This window comes from Frigoriflavimonas asaccharolytica (assembly GCF_013294015.1).
Classification (GTDB): Bacteria; Bacteroidota; Bacteroidia; order Flavobacteriales; family Weeksellaceae; genus Frigoriflavimonas; species Frigoriflavimonas asaccharolytica.
Window position 1 is genome coordinate 62,651 of the sequence record NZ_JABSNO010000012.1, and the last position, 16,995, is coordinate 79,645.

The 16,995-nt window shown below is 31.7% G+C and carries 12 protein-coding genes; 7 read left to right on the forward strand and 5 right to left on the reverse strand.

Annotated features, from left to right (window positions below):
• Positions 1-197 precede the first annotated feature (197 nt).
• The 6 genes from lpdA (at position 198) to HNQ03_RS09255 (ending at position 7,631) form a co-directional block, all read left to right on the forward strand.
• The gene (lpdA, locus tag HNQ03_RS09230) at positions 198-1,601 is read left to right on the forward strand and encodes a dihydrolipoyl dehydrogenase (RefSeq protein ID WP_173779389.1); all 1,404 of its coding nucleotides are present in this window, start codon (positions 198-200) and stop codon (positions 1,599-1,601) included.
• A gap of 285 nt (positions 1,602-1,886) precedes the next feature.
• A complete protein-coding gene (locus tag HNQ03_RS09235; protein WP_173779390.1) occupies positions 1,887-2,825 on the forward strand; it encodes a DUF4476 domain-containing protein in 939 nt (312 codons plus the stop codon).
• A gap of 104 nt (positions 2,826-2,929) precedes the next feature.
• Positions 2,930-3,931, forward strand: coding sequence for a T9SS type A sorting domain-containing protein (locus HNQ03_RS09240; RefSeq protein ID WP_173779391.1), 1,002 nt, complete (start codon positions 2,930-2,932; stop codon positions 3,929-3,931).
• A 97-nt stretch (positions 3,932-4,028) separates the two neighbouring features.
• Entirely contained in the window at positions 4,029-4,511 is a 483-nt protein-coding gene (locus tag HNQ03_RS09245) for a hypothetical protein (protein ID WP_173779392.1), read from the forward strand.
• 97 nt (positions 4,512-4,608) lie between these two features.
• Positions 4,609-6,504, forward strand: coding sequence for a molecular chaperone HtpG (gene htpG, locus HNQ03_RS09250; RefSeq protein WP_173779393.1), 1,896 nt, complete (start codon positions 4,609-4,611; stop codon positions 6,502-6,504).
• A gap of 302 nt (positions 6,505-6,806) precedes the next feature.
• Positions 6,807-7,631: a CvfB family protein gene (locus tag HNQ03_RS09255; protein WP_173779425.1), complete on the forward strand. Its 825-nt coding sequence runs from the start codon at positions 6,807-6,809 to the stop codon at positions 7,629-7,631.
• A 56-nt stretch (positions 7,632-7,687) separates the two neighbouring features.
• Here the strand turns inward: HNQ03_RS09255 and HNQ03_RS09260 are convergent, their stop codons facing one another.
• The 5 genes from HNQ03_RS09260 to HNQ03_RS09280 all read right to left on the reverse strand — a co-directional run bounded on the left by HNQ03_RS09260 (position 7,688) and on the right by HNQ03_RS09280 (position 15,959).
• The gene (locus HNQ03_RS09260; protein WP_173779394.1) at positions 7,688-9,892 is read right to left on the reverse strand and encodes a T9SS type B sorting domain-containing protein; all 2,205 of its coding nucleotides are present in this window, start codon (positions 9,890-9,892) and stop codon (positions 7,688-7,690) included.
• Between the two features lie 180 nt (positions 9,893-10,072).
• Entirely contained in the window at positions 10,073-11,629 is a 1,557-nt protein-coding gene (locus HNQ03_RS09265) for a DUF7948 domain-containing protein (RefSeq protein ID WP_173779395.1), read from the reverse strand.
• Between the two features lie 20 nt (positions 11,630-11,649).
• Positions 11,650-11,994: a DUF2116 family Zn-ribbon domain-containing protein gene (locus HNQ03_RS09270; protein WP_173779396.1), complete on the reverse strand. Its 345-nt coding sequence runs from the start codon at positions 11,992-11,994 to the stop codon at positions 11,650-11,652.
• A 57-nt stretch (positions 11,995-12,051) separates the two neighbouring features.
• Positions 12,052-13,590 carry a S41 family peptidase gene (locus tag HNQ03_RS09275; RefSeq protein WP_173779397.1) on the reverse strand — a complete coding sequence of 513 codons (1,539 nt, stop codon included), beginning with the start codon at positions 13,588-13,590 and terminating at the stop codon, positions 12,052-12,054.
• Positions 13,591-13,742: 152 nt separating this feature from the next.
• Positions 13,743-15,959: an NADP-dependent isocitrate dehydrogenase gene (locus HNQ03_RS09280; protein WP_173779398.1), complete on the reverse strand. Its 2,217-nt coding sequence runs from the start codon at positions 15,957-15,959 to the stop codon at positions 13,743-13,745.
• Positions 15,960-16,104: 145 nt separating this feature from the next.
• On the opposite strand from HNQ03_RS09280, the gene HNQ03_RS09285 reads away from it, so the two are divergent.
• Positions 16,105-16,920 (forward strand): hypothetical protein, encoded by an 816-nt coding sequence (locus tag HNQ03_RS09285; protein ID WP_173779399.1) that lies wholly within the window; start codon positions 16,105-16,107, stop codon positions 16,918-16,920.
• Positions 16,921-16,995 lie beyond the last annotated feature (75 nt).

The window sequence follows — 16,995 nt, forward strand, 5'->3', positions numbered from 1 at the left end:
ATTTATTCAGAGGATTGCTTCGTGCCTCACAATGACGTATTGCACAATTCTCACAATGACGTATTGCAGAATTATCGCTATGAGGACGTGTATTTTTTGTGATTGACAATAAATGAAATAGTACAATTTTAAAAGCCAAAATATTTCGTAAATTTGCAATACTAAAAATTTTAAAAATAAAAAATAAAAAATAAGATATGAGTCAATTTGATGTTACCGTTATAGGTTCTGGTCCTGGTGGTTATGTAGCGGCAATTAGATGTGCGCAATTGGGTTTCAAAACTGCAATTATAGAAAAATATCCTACAATGGGCGGAACTTGCCTTAATGTTGGTTGTATTCCAAGTAAAGCACTATTGGATAGTTCAGAGCATTTTCACAACGCTGCACACAATTTTGCAGATCATGGAATCATCATCAATGAGCCAAAAGCAGATTTGGCAAGAATGATCGCAAGGAAAAATGAAGTAGTAGATCAAACCACAAAAGGTATTTCCTTCTTGATGGATAAAAATAAAATTACCACCTTCGAAGGAGTTGGTAGTTTTGAATCTGCAACGCAAATAAAAGTAACTAAAAACGATGGTTCTACAGAAATGATAGAATCTAAATATACAATTATTGCAACTGGTTCTAAACCAACTGTTTTGCCTTTCATTACATTAGATAAAGAAAGAATCATCACTTCTACGGAAGCTTTGGAATTAAAAGAAATTCCTAAACACTTGATCGTAATTGGTGGTGGAGTTATTGGATTAGAATTAGGTTCTGTGTACAAAAGATTGGGATCAGAAGTTACAGTTGTAGAATTTATGGATAAAATTATTCCTACAATGGACGCTTCTTTATCCAAAGAATTGAACAAAGTTTTGCGTAAACAAGGAATGAAATTTAATCTTTCTACAGGCGTACAATCCGTTGAAAGAAATGGAGATACCGTGAAAGTAACTGCAAAAAATAAAAAAGGCGAAGAAGTAGTTATTGAAGGAGATTATGTATTGGTTGCTGTTGGTAGAAGTCCTTTTACAAAAGGGTTGGAAGTTGAAAAAGCCGGAGTAGATCTAGACGAAAGAGGAAGAGTGAAGGTGAACGAACATTTGCAAACCAATGTTTCTAATATCTATGCGATTGGAGATGTTGTAGCTGGTGCAATGTTGGCGCACAAAGCATCTGAAGAAGGAACGATGGTTGCAGAATTAATTGCCGGACAAAAACCTCATATCAATTACAATCTTATTCCAGGTGTTGTGTACACTTGGCCAGAAGTTGCTGCAGTTGGAAAAACAGAAGAACAACTGAAAGCTGAAGGTGTAGAAGTAAAAATTGGTAATTTCCCGATGCGTGCTTTAGGAAGAAGTCGTGCTTCTGGTGATGTAGATGGTTTTATCAAAATAATTGCTGATGCAAAAACAGATGAAGTTTTAGGCGTTCACATGATTGGAGCTAGAGCTGCAGATCTTATTGCAGAAGCCGTTGTAGCGATGGAATTTCGTGCGAGTGCAGAAGATATTTCTAGAATGTCTCACGCACATCCAACTTATGCGGAAGGCATGAAAGAAGCAGCGTTGGATGCAACTGCAAAAATTGCAATTCACTTTTAGAAGTAAAAAGAAAAAATATGAAGTAGAATGCGCAAGGTGTTCTTAATAAATTAGAGAAGTTTCGGCTTCTCTATTTTTTTGCTTTTTTGGACAGTTTGGATTTCGTTTTTAAATTTTCAATAAAGCATACGCTTTGATTATCAATTTTATCGAAAGTTAAATGGATGCTTCATTATATTACAAATAATTTAACAACTAGTAAATTTTATTAAAATATATGAATCAAAACTAAATTTTGGCACACTTGTAGAATATCAGCAATTATAACCCTTAAAAATTAAAAAAATGAAAAATTTCTTTACTACTTGTTTGTTATTATTTAGCATGAGCATCTTTGCGCAAGAACCAGGAAAATCTGGAGAACTTCTTAAAAATGATGCAAGATCTACCGAAATGCAAACACAGAGAAACAGTAACTCTGCAAAAACCGGCGAGGTTCAAACCCAAAGTAGTACAAATGTTGGGCGAAGCAACGAGAAAATTTTAGATAATTCTAACTACAGAAAACCTACGCAAAGCAATAACCAAAGACCTGTTTCTAATAGCAGCTATCGTTGGAATTATAATGTTGGAAACTCTGAAGTTTTTGTAAGAATTCCAGAAAACGGAAACTATTCTGTAGAAATTGACGATCAATATATGAGCAATTCTTCTGGGAAGTTTAGATTTTTTGATATGAGAGCTGGAACAACTATAATATCAATTTATGAAAATAATTATTTGGTGTATAGAACAAGAATATATGTGAAAAATAACTCGAGATTGGTGTTAGACTTCTTTTCAGATTATGGTTTGTATCTATTGGGAAATTTTCCAGTTCAAAATCAATCTTATGGAATTAATGAGTGGGATGATGTTTGGAATAATCCTTACGGCAATCAGAATGGCAACTACAATGGAAATTCTGGATATAACGGAAATTATAATGGAAAGGTGATGAATAATATTGAGTTTGATTATTTCACATCATCTTTAAATAAAGCTTCCGCTTTTGATGATAACAAAATAGAAATCATCAAAATTCAAATGAAAAAAGTTGCTTTTACAGCAAATCAAATTAAATTTTTGGTAGCAATGATGAAATTTGATAGCAATAAAATAAAAATTGCAAAACAAATGTATATCAAATGCGTTGATAAACAAAATTTCTATAAAGTTTATGAAGCTTTAGATTATGAAAGTTCTCGCAGAGAAGTGATGCAATATGTTGATAGCATAGATTAGAATAAATAAAATAGAGAAGTTTTTACTTCTCTATTTTTTATTTAAAAATTTGATAGTAAGTGTATTAACAATTTTTTATTCGTAATTTTATAAAAAATTATATTATGAAAAAACTTTATATCTTACTTATTTTGGCAATTGCACAATCGTCTTTTGCTCAAACGACCCTTACAGATGCTGCAAACAAACCTGTAGTTGGCAATTCTTACGCAGCAAATGCTGTTACAGGAACAGTAGACAATTCTGCAACTGGCGCAAGTGCAACATTTTCAAATCCTACAGTTACATCTGGAGCAGCTACTACAACTACTTTTGTTTCGCCAACAGCAGCGGAAATTACCACATTTCCAGGAAGCAATTTGAAACAGGATGATGGTTCTGGTACCGTTTTACTTTTTAAATCAACCGCCAACAAACTAGAAATTACGGGACTTACAAATTCTACCGCAACGCTAAATTTTGCAGCCAATAATGGTACATATTTACAATTTCCAACAGCATTCAACTATAATGTTACAGATAATGCACAAGGAACTTTCACTTCTACAGCTGCTTCTGGCTTGTTCAAAGGTACGATTGTGGGAACTTCTGGAGCTTCAGGAACATTAATTGTTGGTGGTAGAACTTTTACGAATGTGTTGCGGGTGAAAATTGTTCAAACTTACAATCTGCACGGTCCAACGGATACATTTTTTATATTTCCAATAGGCACTCTTACCACAACTTCCTATCTTTATTATGACAATTTGCGCAAATTTCCGCTGCTTACAGATACTACAGGAACCGCGGTTATTGCTCTTGCAGGTATCAACCAGACAGATAATTTTGCTATTGCACAAGACATTGTTTTTCTAGGAAATCAAGAAGTGAATGCGAAAAATTCTATTTTTATGTATCCAAATCCTGCCGAAGATATTGTAAATTTTGAAGGACTATCAAAAAATCAAAAATTGGTGAAAATTTACACTGCAGATGGTAGATTAGTTTTGCAAGATAAAATAGAAAACAATCAATTAAATGTATCTAAGCTAAGCTCTGGCAATTATTTCATTACAATTTCTGGAGATAATTCTGAAACAAAACCATTTAAATTAATTAAAAAATAGATTTTTATCTAAATAAAAAATGTTGAGAGGAGTTTAGGCTTCTCTTTTTTGTATAAATTTGATTCAAATATTCAAGCTAAATTTTAATTTATAAACGATGAAAAAAATTATTTTACTTACCATTATTTTAATTTCCACAATAATATCTGCGCAAGAATTAAGTCTTATCAAAAAAGCAGTTTCCGAAATTAATAAAGAAAAAGTGTACAGCGTTATAGAAATTCCAAATGATTATTTTGTAGATGAAAAAAATGAAGTTTTAGACAATGGACAAAGTTTAGAAGCTTATTACAAAAATAACAAACTGAAAAAAATTGTGCATTTTGCAGGAATTTCCTATCAGAATATTACCACAGAATATTATATTGATAAAAATAGGCTCATATTTGTTCTAGAAAAAAAATACCTAACTCAAGGTGAAAATGCATCTTTGAACATGCCAAAACTGATATCAGAAAATAGATATTATTTCAAAAATGATGTAATTATAAAAACAATTGGACAGGAAAAAGTCGATCAAGATTATATCAAAACTGTTAAATCTTTTTTAAATGATCTGAAAAAATTTAAAAAGAATTGATCTTTTAAATTAGTCATCTAAAATTGCCATTTTGTCACTTTACCTTCATTGGTATTTATTTTGAGAACTTAATTTTATACAATTAAAAAATAAAATTATGACTAAAGGCAATATCAATGTTTCGGTAGAGAATATTTTTCCATTAATAAAGAAATTTCTTTATTCAGACCACGAAATCTTTTTAAGAGAATTAATTTCCAATGCAACAGATGCTACTTCAAAATTAAAGCATTTAAGCAATATTGGTGAAGCCAATACAGAAATTGGAAGCATAGATATAGAAGTTAAGATAGATAAAGAAGGCAAAAAACTTCACATTATAGATCAAGGTGTTGGGATGACTTCAGAGGAAGTTGAAAAATACATCAATCAAGTGGCATTTTCTGGTGCTGAAGAATTTTTGGATAAATACAAAGATTCTGCAAAAGATTCTGGAATTATCGGTCATTTTGGTTTAGGTTTTTATTCTGCCTTTATGGTAGCGAGTGAAGTAGAAATTTTAACTAAATCCTTTAAAGATGATTCTACGGCAGTTCGTTGGGTTTGTGATGGTTCTCCAGAATTTACCTTAGAAGATTATCCAGAGAAAACAACACGTGGAACAGAAATCGTTTTACATATAGCAGAAGATTCTTTAGAGTTTTTAGAAGAATCTAAAATTAGAGAATTACTGACGAAGTATAATAAATTTATGCCTGTGCCAATTAAATTTGGTACCAAAACAGAGACACTTCCTTTGCCAGAAGACGCTGCAGAAGATGCTAAACCAGAAACAGTAGAAGTTGATAATATCATCAACAACCCAAATCCAGCTTGGACGAAAAATCCATCTGAATTAAACGATGCAGATTATAAAGAGTTTTACCACGAATTGTATCCAATGCAATTTGAGGAACCATTATTTAATATTCACTTAAATGTAGATTATCCTTTTAATTTAACGGGAATTCTATATTTTCCAAAATTGGCAAACAATTTAAATATTGAAAAGGATAAAATTCAATTATACCAAAATCAGGTTTTTGTAACTGATGAAGTAAAAGGTATTGTGCCAGATTTCTTGATGCTTCTAAGAGGTGTGATAGATTCACCAGACATTCCTTTAAATGTTTCCCGCTCTTACCTTCAAGCTGATGGCGCTGTAAAAAAGATTTCCAGCTATATCACCAAGAAAGTGGGCGATAAAATGGCTTCTTTAATTAATGAAGACCGTGCAGGATATGAGCAAAAATGGAATGACATCAAGATTGTAATAGAATACGGAATGATTTCCGAAGATAAATTCTTTGATAAATCTGAAAAATTCGCATTGTTTCCAACCGTTGATGGTAAATATTATTTGTGGAATGAATTGGCAGATAAAGTAAAAGATACGCAAACAGATAAAAATGGAAAAACCATTTATTTGTATGCTACAGATGCAGACGCTCAAGATTCTTACATTCAAAAAGCCAGAGACAAAGGCTACGAAGTTTTGCTTTTAGATTCTCCAATTGCACCGCATTTAATTCAGAAATTAGAAACTACAAAAGAGAATATTTCTTTTGCAAGGGTAGATGCAGATCATTTAAATAAATTAATTGAGAAAGATGAGCCTACAATTTCTAAATTGAAAGATGAGGAAAAAGAAGCTTTAAAGAAAACCATTGAAGAAAGTATTAACAACAATACTTACACTGTGCAGGTAGAAGATTTAGAAAGTACAGATGCTCCATTTTTAATTACGCAACCAGAATTTATGCGTCGTATGAAAGATATGCAAGCAACTGGCGGTGGTGGCGGAATGTTTGGAATGGGTAATATGCCAGAAATGTATAATTTGGTCATCAATTCCAACAGTAATTTAGCAGATAAAATTCTAAAAACTGAAGATGCGGATTCCAAAAAATCATTGATTAATCAAGCGGTGAATTTGGCGAAATTGTCTCAAAATCTTCTGAAAGGAAAAGATTTGACGGCATTTATTGAAGATTCTTATGCGAATCTTTCCTAAATTCATTGTTTTGAATTTAAAATTTGATATTAAAAAAATCCGACAAATTAGTCGGATTTTTTTTGCTTAATATATTTTATTGGTGTAAATCTGCGGAATTTGTAGAACTATTTTGCTCACATATTTAACTTCGTCGAACGTACGCTTCACGGATTTGCACACATTTTTTAAATATTAAAATATACCTTGAAGTAATTTTTCTATTTAAATCATCTTTGCATTAAAAGATTTAATAAGCTAAATTTGCACTTTGATAGATATCAATCACCAATTTTCAATCATTAATTATAATTTCCCAAATGATCAAACCCGGTAGAACGCAAACTTTAACCATCGCTGAAAAAAATAATTCTGGATACTTTCTAGAAGATCAAACTGGCGATAGAGCATTTCTTTCTAAAATTTTCGCTAACGATGATACAGAAATTGGAGATGAAATCGATGTATTTGTCTATCAAGATGATCATACTTTAAAAGCAACTACAGAAACTCCACTGGCCGAAATTGGCGAATTTGCGGTGATGGAATGTATACAGACTTTGCCAACTGGCGCATTTATGGATTGGGGAATCATTAAAGATCTTTTTATCCCATACAAACAACAGAAAGGCAAAATAGTAGAGCAGAAGCGGTATTTGGTATATATTTATATTGATGAAGCTACAGGATTGATCACAGGAACTACCAAATTTAAACGTAATCCGCAATACGATATTACGCCATTTGAATATGGAAATAAGGTAGATTTGATAATGATGAACGAAAGCGAACTTGGTTGGAATGTAGTCATCAACAAAGAGTATATTGGTTTGCTTTATTTTTCTGATGTTTACAAAAAATTGTATCCACTTTCTGAAGAAAAAGGTTTCATAAAAGCGATAAGAGAAGATGGGAAAATAGATGTTACGCTGCAATTAGATGGCTTTGAAAACATCGATGAATTTCGTCAGAAAATTTTAGATTACCTAGACGAAAATTTTGGATTGATGTATTTATCAGATAAATCTTCGCCCGAGGAAATAAAAAAAGAGCTAGAAATGAGTAAGAAAAATTTCAAAAAAGCAATTGGCGGATTGTATAGAGATAAAGTGATAGAAATACAACAGGATAAAATAAAACTAGTATAAAATAAAAAGGGAGATTTAAATTTTAAATCTCCCTTTTTTTTACACGTTCATCAATTTTATTCTCGATTTTTTATTAATAAAAATCCTTTGTAAATTCTTCCATCTGATAATTGCAATACATACCAATATGTGTTCGTTGGTAATGGTTGTCCGAGATAGGTTCCGTCCCATTTTATTTCTGCAGAATCTTTTTTATCTAATACAATTTTGCCAAATCTATCAAAAACGGTGACTTGTGAATTCTTGTAATTTTTTAAACCATCAATATTCCAGACGTCATTATTTCCATCATTGTTTGGGGTTATTACATTTTGAATTTTAAAAATTGTAAAGTCTAAACTTTTAATTTCGCAGCCTGAATTTGTTTTTATAAAAGCAGTGAAAGAACCATTTGCCAAATTAGAAAAAACATTGCTGTTTTGATAATTAATTCCATCTATAGAATAAAGATAATTGCCTGATGGCGCAACAAATATTGTTGCAGAATTATTGACGATTTCAATTCCGGTTATTGTACCTGCTATTGTTTCAGTTGCAATTATCTGTGCAGTATTGCTACATCCACTAGCGTTAGAAACTGTTACGGTATAAGTTCCAGATTGCGTTACATTGATCGTTTGTGTAGTTTCTCCAGTAGACCAAAGGTAAGTTGCAAATCCGCTTCCAGCATCCAAAACTGCTCGATTTCCTTTACAAAATTCTACATTGTTTACATTCAGCTGTGGTTTTTGTAAAAGCGTGATAGTAAGGTTTACTATTTTAAAACAACCGTTCGTATTGATTACTTTTACTTTAAATTGATTGATGCCAATGACTAGATTTACATTGCTAAAATTGGGTATGAGTATATTTGTGGCATCATAATATTCATAAGTAAAGACTGTCGGGTTCGCTATTATATTTCCATTGTAGTTGGATAAATTAATAACCGAAGAATTTCCGACAGAGGGATTACAAAAAGATACAGCATAATTATTTGCGGGAACCACATCGTTAGAAATAACAACAAAGATTGCGAGTTTTACATTACTTTCGCAACCGTTTATTGTTTGTGTAGCAAAATAAGTTTGTCCGTTTGCTAAACTTGTATTTGCTGGCAATAATATTCCCGCTGCATTGTACCATTTTATATTTATACCGGTGACTGCAAGATTTGCTAATGTAGCATTTTCTGTGGGGCAAAATGTTTGCGTAGCATTTCCTGTGGGTGGATTGGGATTTTCTATATTCGCCAAAATTGCAGTCGGCAAACTTTCGCATCCATTCACAGTTTGAGTGGCTGAATAGGTAGTTCCATTCACGAGTGGAGTGTTTGCAGGTAGTAAAATTCCTGCAGCATTGTACCATTTTATATTTGTGCCAGCAATTGTGATATCGGATAATTTTGGTTGATTAATCAAACAAAAATTTTGTGGCGAATTTGCAACCGGAGAATTTTGCGCCGTGATGATTACATTTTGCGTTTGTGTAGCTATATTTCCATTACCATCATTAAAATTCCACGTAATCACATAATTTCCCGCTTGAGAATAAGATAAAGGATTACTTGTCGTAGCAGTTATTGTTCCTGCGCAATTATCTGTAGCAGTTGGGATTGTAGAAATTATTGTTTGGCAATTTCCCGTAATATCTGGAAGTGTTGTACTATTTGGAATTGGCGGTAAATTGTCTCCAATCAAAACAGTGATGGAATGAGTTCCGCTACATCCGGAATTCGAAGATATTAAACAGAAATAAGTGCCATTATTTGTAACAGTTGCATTGGGGATTGTAGGATTTGCAAGGTTAGATGTAAATCCATTTGGTCCTGTCCAAGAATAAGAATCTCCGCCAGAAGCTGTTAAATTTAATGTATTTCCAGTGCAGAGTGGTGCGTTTGAAGTGATATTACCTAAAGAATCACAATCTTGCAGTTTTACAATATAACCATCATTTGCAGAACCTTGTGTTTGCTGAAAAGTTCCTGGCGTTGCAATACCAGAAGAGTTTTGACTGGACATTCCAGACATATAAATGTATCCGCTACTATCTTTTGTAACGTTAGAAAGTTGTGTAGCTCCATTCCCTCCATAGTAAGTTCCCCAAATTTTTTGATCATTTCCATCAAATTTTATTAAGTATGACTTAATAAATTGACCTGGTGTTGACATATATGCATTTGGTGTTGCAATATTTAAAAAACCAGAACTTGAAGCTAATCCTGTATGAAAAACACTACCTTGTTCATCTACATAAAATTGATTTTGAATATTACTATTCAACGTAGGGAAATAAGTTTTTGTAATAATATTTGTTGAAAGATTTACTCTATAAATCCCAACTGAATTTATATTTCCACCATTTTGTTGAAAAGTTCCTGGTATTATTAAAACGCCATTTAAAATTCTAGCTTCATAGGTGTAATCTTGTCCTGGTGTACCAAAATAGCTCGATCTTAAAAGTTACGTTCCATTATCAGATATTTTTGCGTAAAATATATTTGTACTTACGTTATTTGCCGCATTATTTCCTTGAATAGGATTAACCATAGGTATTTGAGTAGACGTGGTATTCCCAATTATTTCCAAAGTGTTGTTTTCGACAGCCATTATTTTTGTGAATGTAGAAGCACCATTTGATCCTCCAAAGTAGGTTGTCCATAAAAAGTTACCATCCAGGTCATATTTTGCTAGAAAAGCATCGCTAAAACCTCCAGTAGAAACTTTTGTAACCTGATAGGTATTTACAGCTGGCAGATTTATACTTCTTGTTTCTCCTGCTATATAAATACTACTGTTATTTACAAAAATAGAGTAAGCATCATCATCATTGCTACCACCAAAATATTTATTAAAAATAAATGCACCATTAGAATTTAGTTTTAAAACAAACGCATCATCATTATACGGGTTATTAGGAATTGTTGGTGTTAATACTGATGTGTATCCCGTAACATAAATATTAGAGGCTGCATCAAATCCTATATCTCTTGTTACATCTGAGTAAATTCCACCATAATAGGTTGCCCACAATTTCTGACCATTTTCTGTTATTTTACTTATAACTCCATCCACGCTTCCTGCCATATTCGTTTGGTAAGCACCAGAAGTTGCAATGTTATTCGTGCTTGTAGATGCGCCAATTACGTAAACAAAATTTTGAAAATCCGTTTTTACTTTTACTTGATCTTCACCATTTCCACCAAAAAAACTACCCCAAATTCTCACAGGAACTGGATCTATAATTAATGTTTTGCTTGTGTCAAACGGTTTTGAAATAGATAAACCATACACAGATTCTACCAAAGCGATAAAATTTACAGGAATTTTGCTATTTTCTTTTCCTTTTATCCAAGAAGCAGGGATTTTCTCAATTACTTCTCCAAATTTTGTAGAGATGGAAATTTCATTGTTTTTTAAAATATTTGCTCCGCCAGAAATTTTCAATTTAATATCAGAGACATTTCCCCCAGGTTTTACAATGAAATTATATTTAATAGGTGTTGTAGAATCCAGACTTCCTTCAAATTCTAAATCTATTTCTGGATATATATTTTTATACGTTACTTTTTTATAAAGATGTACATCTTTTACATTGATGATTTCTCCATTTTGCTTCGTCTGATAATAGTTTTCAAAATAAGAAGATTTACCTACACCAACAATACTTGCGTTGGGATTAGAATTTAATAATTCAATGTCTATTCTATGATAAATAGATTTATAATCAAATTTTTCAATTTCTGATAAATTTTGTACGCTAGATGTTTTTTTTTGATTATTTACTTTTTTTTCTGTTTTCTCAACCTCGTAAAAATCATAAGAAAATCCGTTCTTTTTTAGTTGCACGTTTAATCCATTGGAGTTAAACAGATAGAGAACAGCAGGATTTTGGTTTCCATTTTGATCAACAATTTGCCCTTTATTTTCTTGAAAACTTGGTTCAAAATTATTTTCAGTCGTTTGTGCAGAAAAATACGCTAAAAATAAAATTGAAAATAACGTGTAAAATTTTATCATATAATTTTTAATTTGAAAATTTAATCTATTTTCTTCACCAGCAAAATCCACTCTTCATCCAGAAATTTGTAGCCATGATCGTAAATAAATTGGTAGGTTGCACCATTTTTGTAGGTGATGATTTGAGTAATGTAATTGAAATCAAAACCTAGTGACACCAATTTTGTCTTCGTCGTTTTTGCTTTTCCTTCGGTGTTTATTCCATCCAAAATTCTAGAATTTTTTCGCAATATATTGTGGATTTGGCGCATAAGATTGCTAGTGTCTTTATTTTGGTTGTTGTTGTAGGTGTTTCTACAGCCATCACTACAGAATTTTTTATCAGATCTTCCGTGTATTTTATCTCCACATTCTAAACATTCCATTTGCAAAATATTTATTTAAAGATAGATAAATTGTGAAAATAAATATTAAAAAATTTATTATTTAATTTCTATGCTATTTTTTTTAGAAATCTCTTCTAAAACGTAGTGTAAAACTTTATCTTTTTTCTGTAAAATTTCAGTTGTACTTTCAATCATTTCAATATTTGGTTCTACACCTTTTTTGGTTTTTGTAAAAACTATATTTGGCGAAATTTTCATCAAACCGATGGGAAATAGAATCTTAGAATTAGGTAATTTCACAGTATTATACCTTCCTGCAACAGTGCCATCATTTGCGCCGCCAGTTTCTTCTCCTACCAAAATTGCGCGTCCGTCTCCTTTTAATTTTGATGAAATAATGGAAGATGCCGAAAAACTACTACCGTTTATGAGTACATAAATTTCACCTTCAAATGCATTTTTTCGTGGTTTTTTGGAGGAGAAAAGATTATTTCTTAACAAAATTTGACCGTCTTTTTTCTTCACAGAAAGTAAACTACCAAATGCATAAAAAGGGTAAGTGATTGCTGCCAAAGGTTTTGCAAGCCATGGAATACTTGAAAAATAATCTGCCCGAAGCAAAGAAGCGCTATCCGTAACTTCAATATCTGTAATAAATGGATATTTATCTGCGCCTAAATATCGATACAAATCATGGATTTCTGCAAGAGAACCGCCAAGATTATTTCGCAAATCCAAAATTAAATACTTTACTTTTTTGTCAGAAAGTGTCTGAAAACTTTCTTTATAAAAACTTTTAGATTTAACGCCAGAAAAAGTTTTTATCGTCATTAATACAACACTACTATCTTTAGTTTTAAAATCTATGCTTCTATTGTACGATCGCGTGTTTGGGTTGTAATCTTGGGTTTTTTGCTCTTCCTTTTTTTTTGTGTAAATTTTCTCCGCTTTCTTTTCCTTTTTACTTACTGGTTCTCTTTTTAAATAAAATATTTTTATTTCATTATTAAATTTAACTTTCAATTTCACACTGTCCAAAATACCATTTTCTACTGTAAAAAAAGTTGGCCATCTTCTAGACAAAGCGTATTTTTCATAGCTCGTATTGTATCCATCACTGGCAATATATGGTTTGTATTTTTCTATTAAAATTGAACTTTTCTCCTCATTTATTTCCAAAATTTCTGTGCCTACATCCATATTTTCAATTTTATCGGCATTGTCTTTCACAAAAATTTTATCCCCGTCTAAAATAAAATTATACCTGCTGAAAAGCCCTTTTTGTTTTTCTAGATTTTTAATTTCTTTCTTGGTCAGTCTTTTTGCAGGAATCATTAAATTTAAATGTCCTTGCTGAACTTCTGTAATCAAAGGAGCCAATTTTTGATAAAATTCTGATGGATTTAATGGCGATTTTATAGTGAATTTCAGACTGTCAAATTTAAAATCTAGATTTTCTTTAGATGTAAAACCATATAAATCTGGATGATTTTTCTGCAATTTCTTGTAGGTGAAATTCACATCTTTTTTTAGTTTTTCTACGGGAATTTTGGTCAAAAGTTGTTCGTTGTATTTCTTTACAGAAATGCATGAACTCAATAGTAAGACTAACAGAAAATAGTAGATTTTTTTCATAGTTATGCGTAAGGTGAAATTTGATAATCTGTGTAAATGTTTGTTTACTAAATTATTAATTTTTTCTAAAACTAAATAGATTATAATATTGAAAGAAAAAACTCTTCAAAAATTTTTTTGAAGAGTTTAATTTTTATTTTTAAATTAGAAATTTAAATAGCATTCACGATGGAATTTAATGTTGCACTTGGTCTCATTGCATCATCGGTTTTTTGCCAATTTGGTTTGTAATATCCACCAATATCTTGTGGTCTTCCTTGAGAAGCTATTAGTTCTTCATTTATTTTTGCCTCATCATTTTTTAATTGCTCAAAAATAGCAGAAAATTTTGTAGCTATTTCTGCATCTTTGGTTTGATTTCCCAAAGCTTCTGCCCAATACATTCCTAGATAAAAATGAGAACCACGATTGTCTAATCCGCCTAATTTTCTTGTTGGAGATTTATCTTCTGCCAAAAATTTAGCATTCGCAACATCCAAAGCATCGGCTAAAATCTGTGCCTTCTGATTGTCTAAAGTTTGCGCTACATGTTCCAAACTTGCTTGCAAAGCCAAAAATTCACCCAAAGAATCCCAACGCAAATATCCTTCTTGGATGAATTGCTCTATGTGTTTTGGTGCAGAACCACCTGCTCCAGTTTCAAAAAGACCACCTCCGTTCATCAAGGGAACTATAGAAAGCATTTTTGCAGAAGTTCCGAGTTCTAAAATCGGGAACATATCCGTCAAATAATCTCTTAATACATTACCAGAAACCGAAATGGTATCTTTTCCTTCTCTTGCTCTTTTTAGGGTAAATTTCATTGCATCTACGACGTTTAGAATCTGAATGTCTAAACCAGCAGTATCATAATCTTTCAGATATTTCTCTACTTTTTTGATGATTTCTCTATCATGTGCTCTTCCATTATCCAACCAAAAAACTGCAGGTGTATTAGAAAGTCTTGCTCTATTTACCGCCAACTTCACCCAATCTTGTATCGGTGCATCTTTCACTTGGCAAACACGGAAAATATCGTCTTTTTCTACATTTTGTGATAAAAGCACTTTGCCATTTTCATCCTGAACTTCCACAGTTCCATTGTTTGCAATCTGAAAAGTTTTGTCGTGCGATCCATATTCTTCAGCTTTTTGTGCCATTAAACCTACATTTGGAACGGTTCCCATTGTGGTAGGATCTAATGCGCCATGTTCTTTCATATCTTCTATAATTGAAGAGAAAAACGTAGCATAAGAACGATCTGGAATAATAGCAAGCGTATCTTCTTCTGTTCCAGCAGTATTCCACATTTTTCCGCCACCTCTCACCAAAGCTGCCATAGATGCATCTACAATTATATCACTCGGCACATGGAAATTGGTAATTCCTTTGTCAGAATTTACCATGGCTACTTTTGGTCCGTTTTGCATGGCAGCATCAATCGCTGCTTTTATTTCTGCTTCTTTTTCGTTGCCTTTTATTTTTTCTAAAAGACTTTCTAGTCCGTTGTTCGGATTTATATCTAAAGATGAAAAAGTATCTTTATATTTATTAAAAACATCTTGAAAATAGGTTTCTACAATAGCTCCAAATATAATAGGATCAGAAATTTTCATCATTGTAGCTTTCAAATGCGCAGAAAGTAAGACATCTTTATCTTTAGCTTCTTGAATAGCTTCTTTCGAGAATTTTTTTAGTTTGTTGAGGCTCATTACGGCAGAATCTAAAATTTCTCCATTTTTATAAGCTGCAGAATCTTTTAAAACTTTCTCTTCGCCATTTTCATTTTTGAAAACTATTTTAAATGTTCCTTCATGGTCCATCGTTACAGAAGTTTCTGTACCATAGAAATCTCCTTCTGTCATGTAAGCAACTTCTGTTTTGCTATCTTTTGCCCATTTTCCCATTCTGTGTGGATTTGCTTTTGCGTAATCTTTCACAGATTTTGGTGCTCTTCTATCGGAGTTTCCTTCTCTTAAAACGGGATTTACTGCACTTCCCAAAACTTTAGAATATCTTGCCTTTATGGTTTTTTCTTCTTCATTTTTTGGTTCTGCAGGATAATTTGGTACTGCAAATCCTTTGCTTTGTAATTCTGCTATTGCTTCTTCCAATTGTGGTGCAGATGCAGAAATATTGGGTAATTTAATAATGTTTGCTTCTGGTTTTGTAGCCAATTCTCCCAATTGTGCAAGTGCATCTTCTATTTTTTGATCTTCCGAAAGAAAATCTGGAAATGTAGCTAAAATTCTACCTGCCAAAGAGATGTCGGCTACTTCTATTTCTATATCTGCTGCAGTTGCAAATGCTTTTACCATTGGTAAAAAAGAATGTGTAGCAAGCATTGGTGCTTCATCTGTAAGCGTGTAGTAGATTTTAGATTTTTGCATGGTGTTTTATTTATGTTTAATTAATTTTAAAAAACAAATTTAAGGAAAAAAAATAATTTTATGGTATTTAGAATTTAATACATTTGTAATATCATAATATTTGAATTTTACAAATATTTTAATATAATCCTAAGATAAATTTAGTATGAAGAAAATTATAGTTTTATTTTTAACGATGACTTCCATCCTCACTTTTTGCCAAGATATTAAATTTTCTGAAAAAGAGATTAAAAATAAATTAGATTCTATTAAAACAGAGGGAAATTTACTGTATTCTTTTGAAAAAGCATCTTGGAATTCGAATGATATTGCGAGAAAAAATGTGGAAATTAAAGATTTGATAGGTGCATATCTTACTTATCAAAATGAAGAATTTGTGCGTACCGTTTTTTTAAATAAATCTGGAAGCGAAATAATTGCAGAGTATAATTTCAAAAACAAGGCAGAGATACCAACTAAAATAAATTTAGAGGTAAGAAGTTTATCTAAAATTGAAATAGATTTAAAGAATGTTCGACAAAATTTGATTTCCTACTTTTCAAATCCTGCCAATGAAGTTGGAGCACCGAAAGGATTTAGTTTAAACATTATTACAATACCTTTTGGAGCTAATTTCAAGACCTATTTAATACCAGGAACTTCCCAATCAAACGTAATACCTTTTGGAAATGATTATCTATTTATAACGGATAATAACGGTAAAATCTTGAATAAGAAAAAATTTCATTCCGCGATGATTCCCGTTTTTGGAAGTGATGATGAAGGAAATTTCTCTGCATCTTCTACACATAGCCATCTAAAAGAAAATCCTTTCCTTTCCGCTACAGATATTTGTACATTTAGATTGTATGCACCATTTACAAAACTCACGAAATTCTCTGTATTTTCGCCTGGATTGAAAAAAACTTTCGAGTATAATATGATAGAAAATACTTTAGAAATTGTTAAAAATCCATTTTAAAGTTGAATATTATAAATTCTGTTTTTAAGATTTTTAATTATAAAAGCTAGGTTTATTTATTACACTATTTCCAAC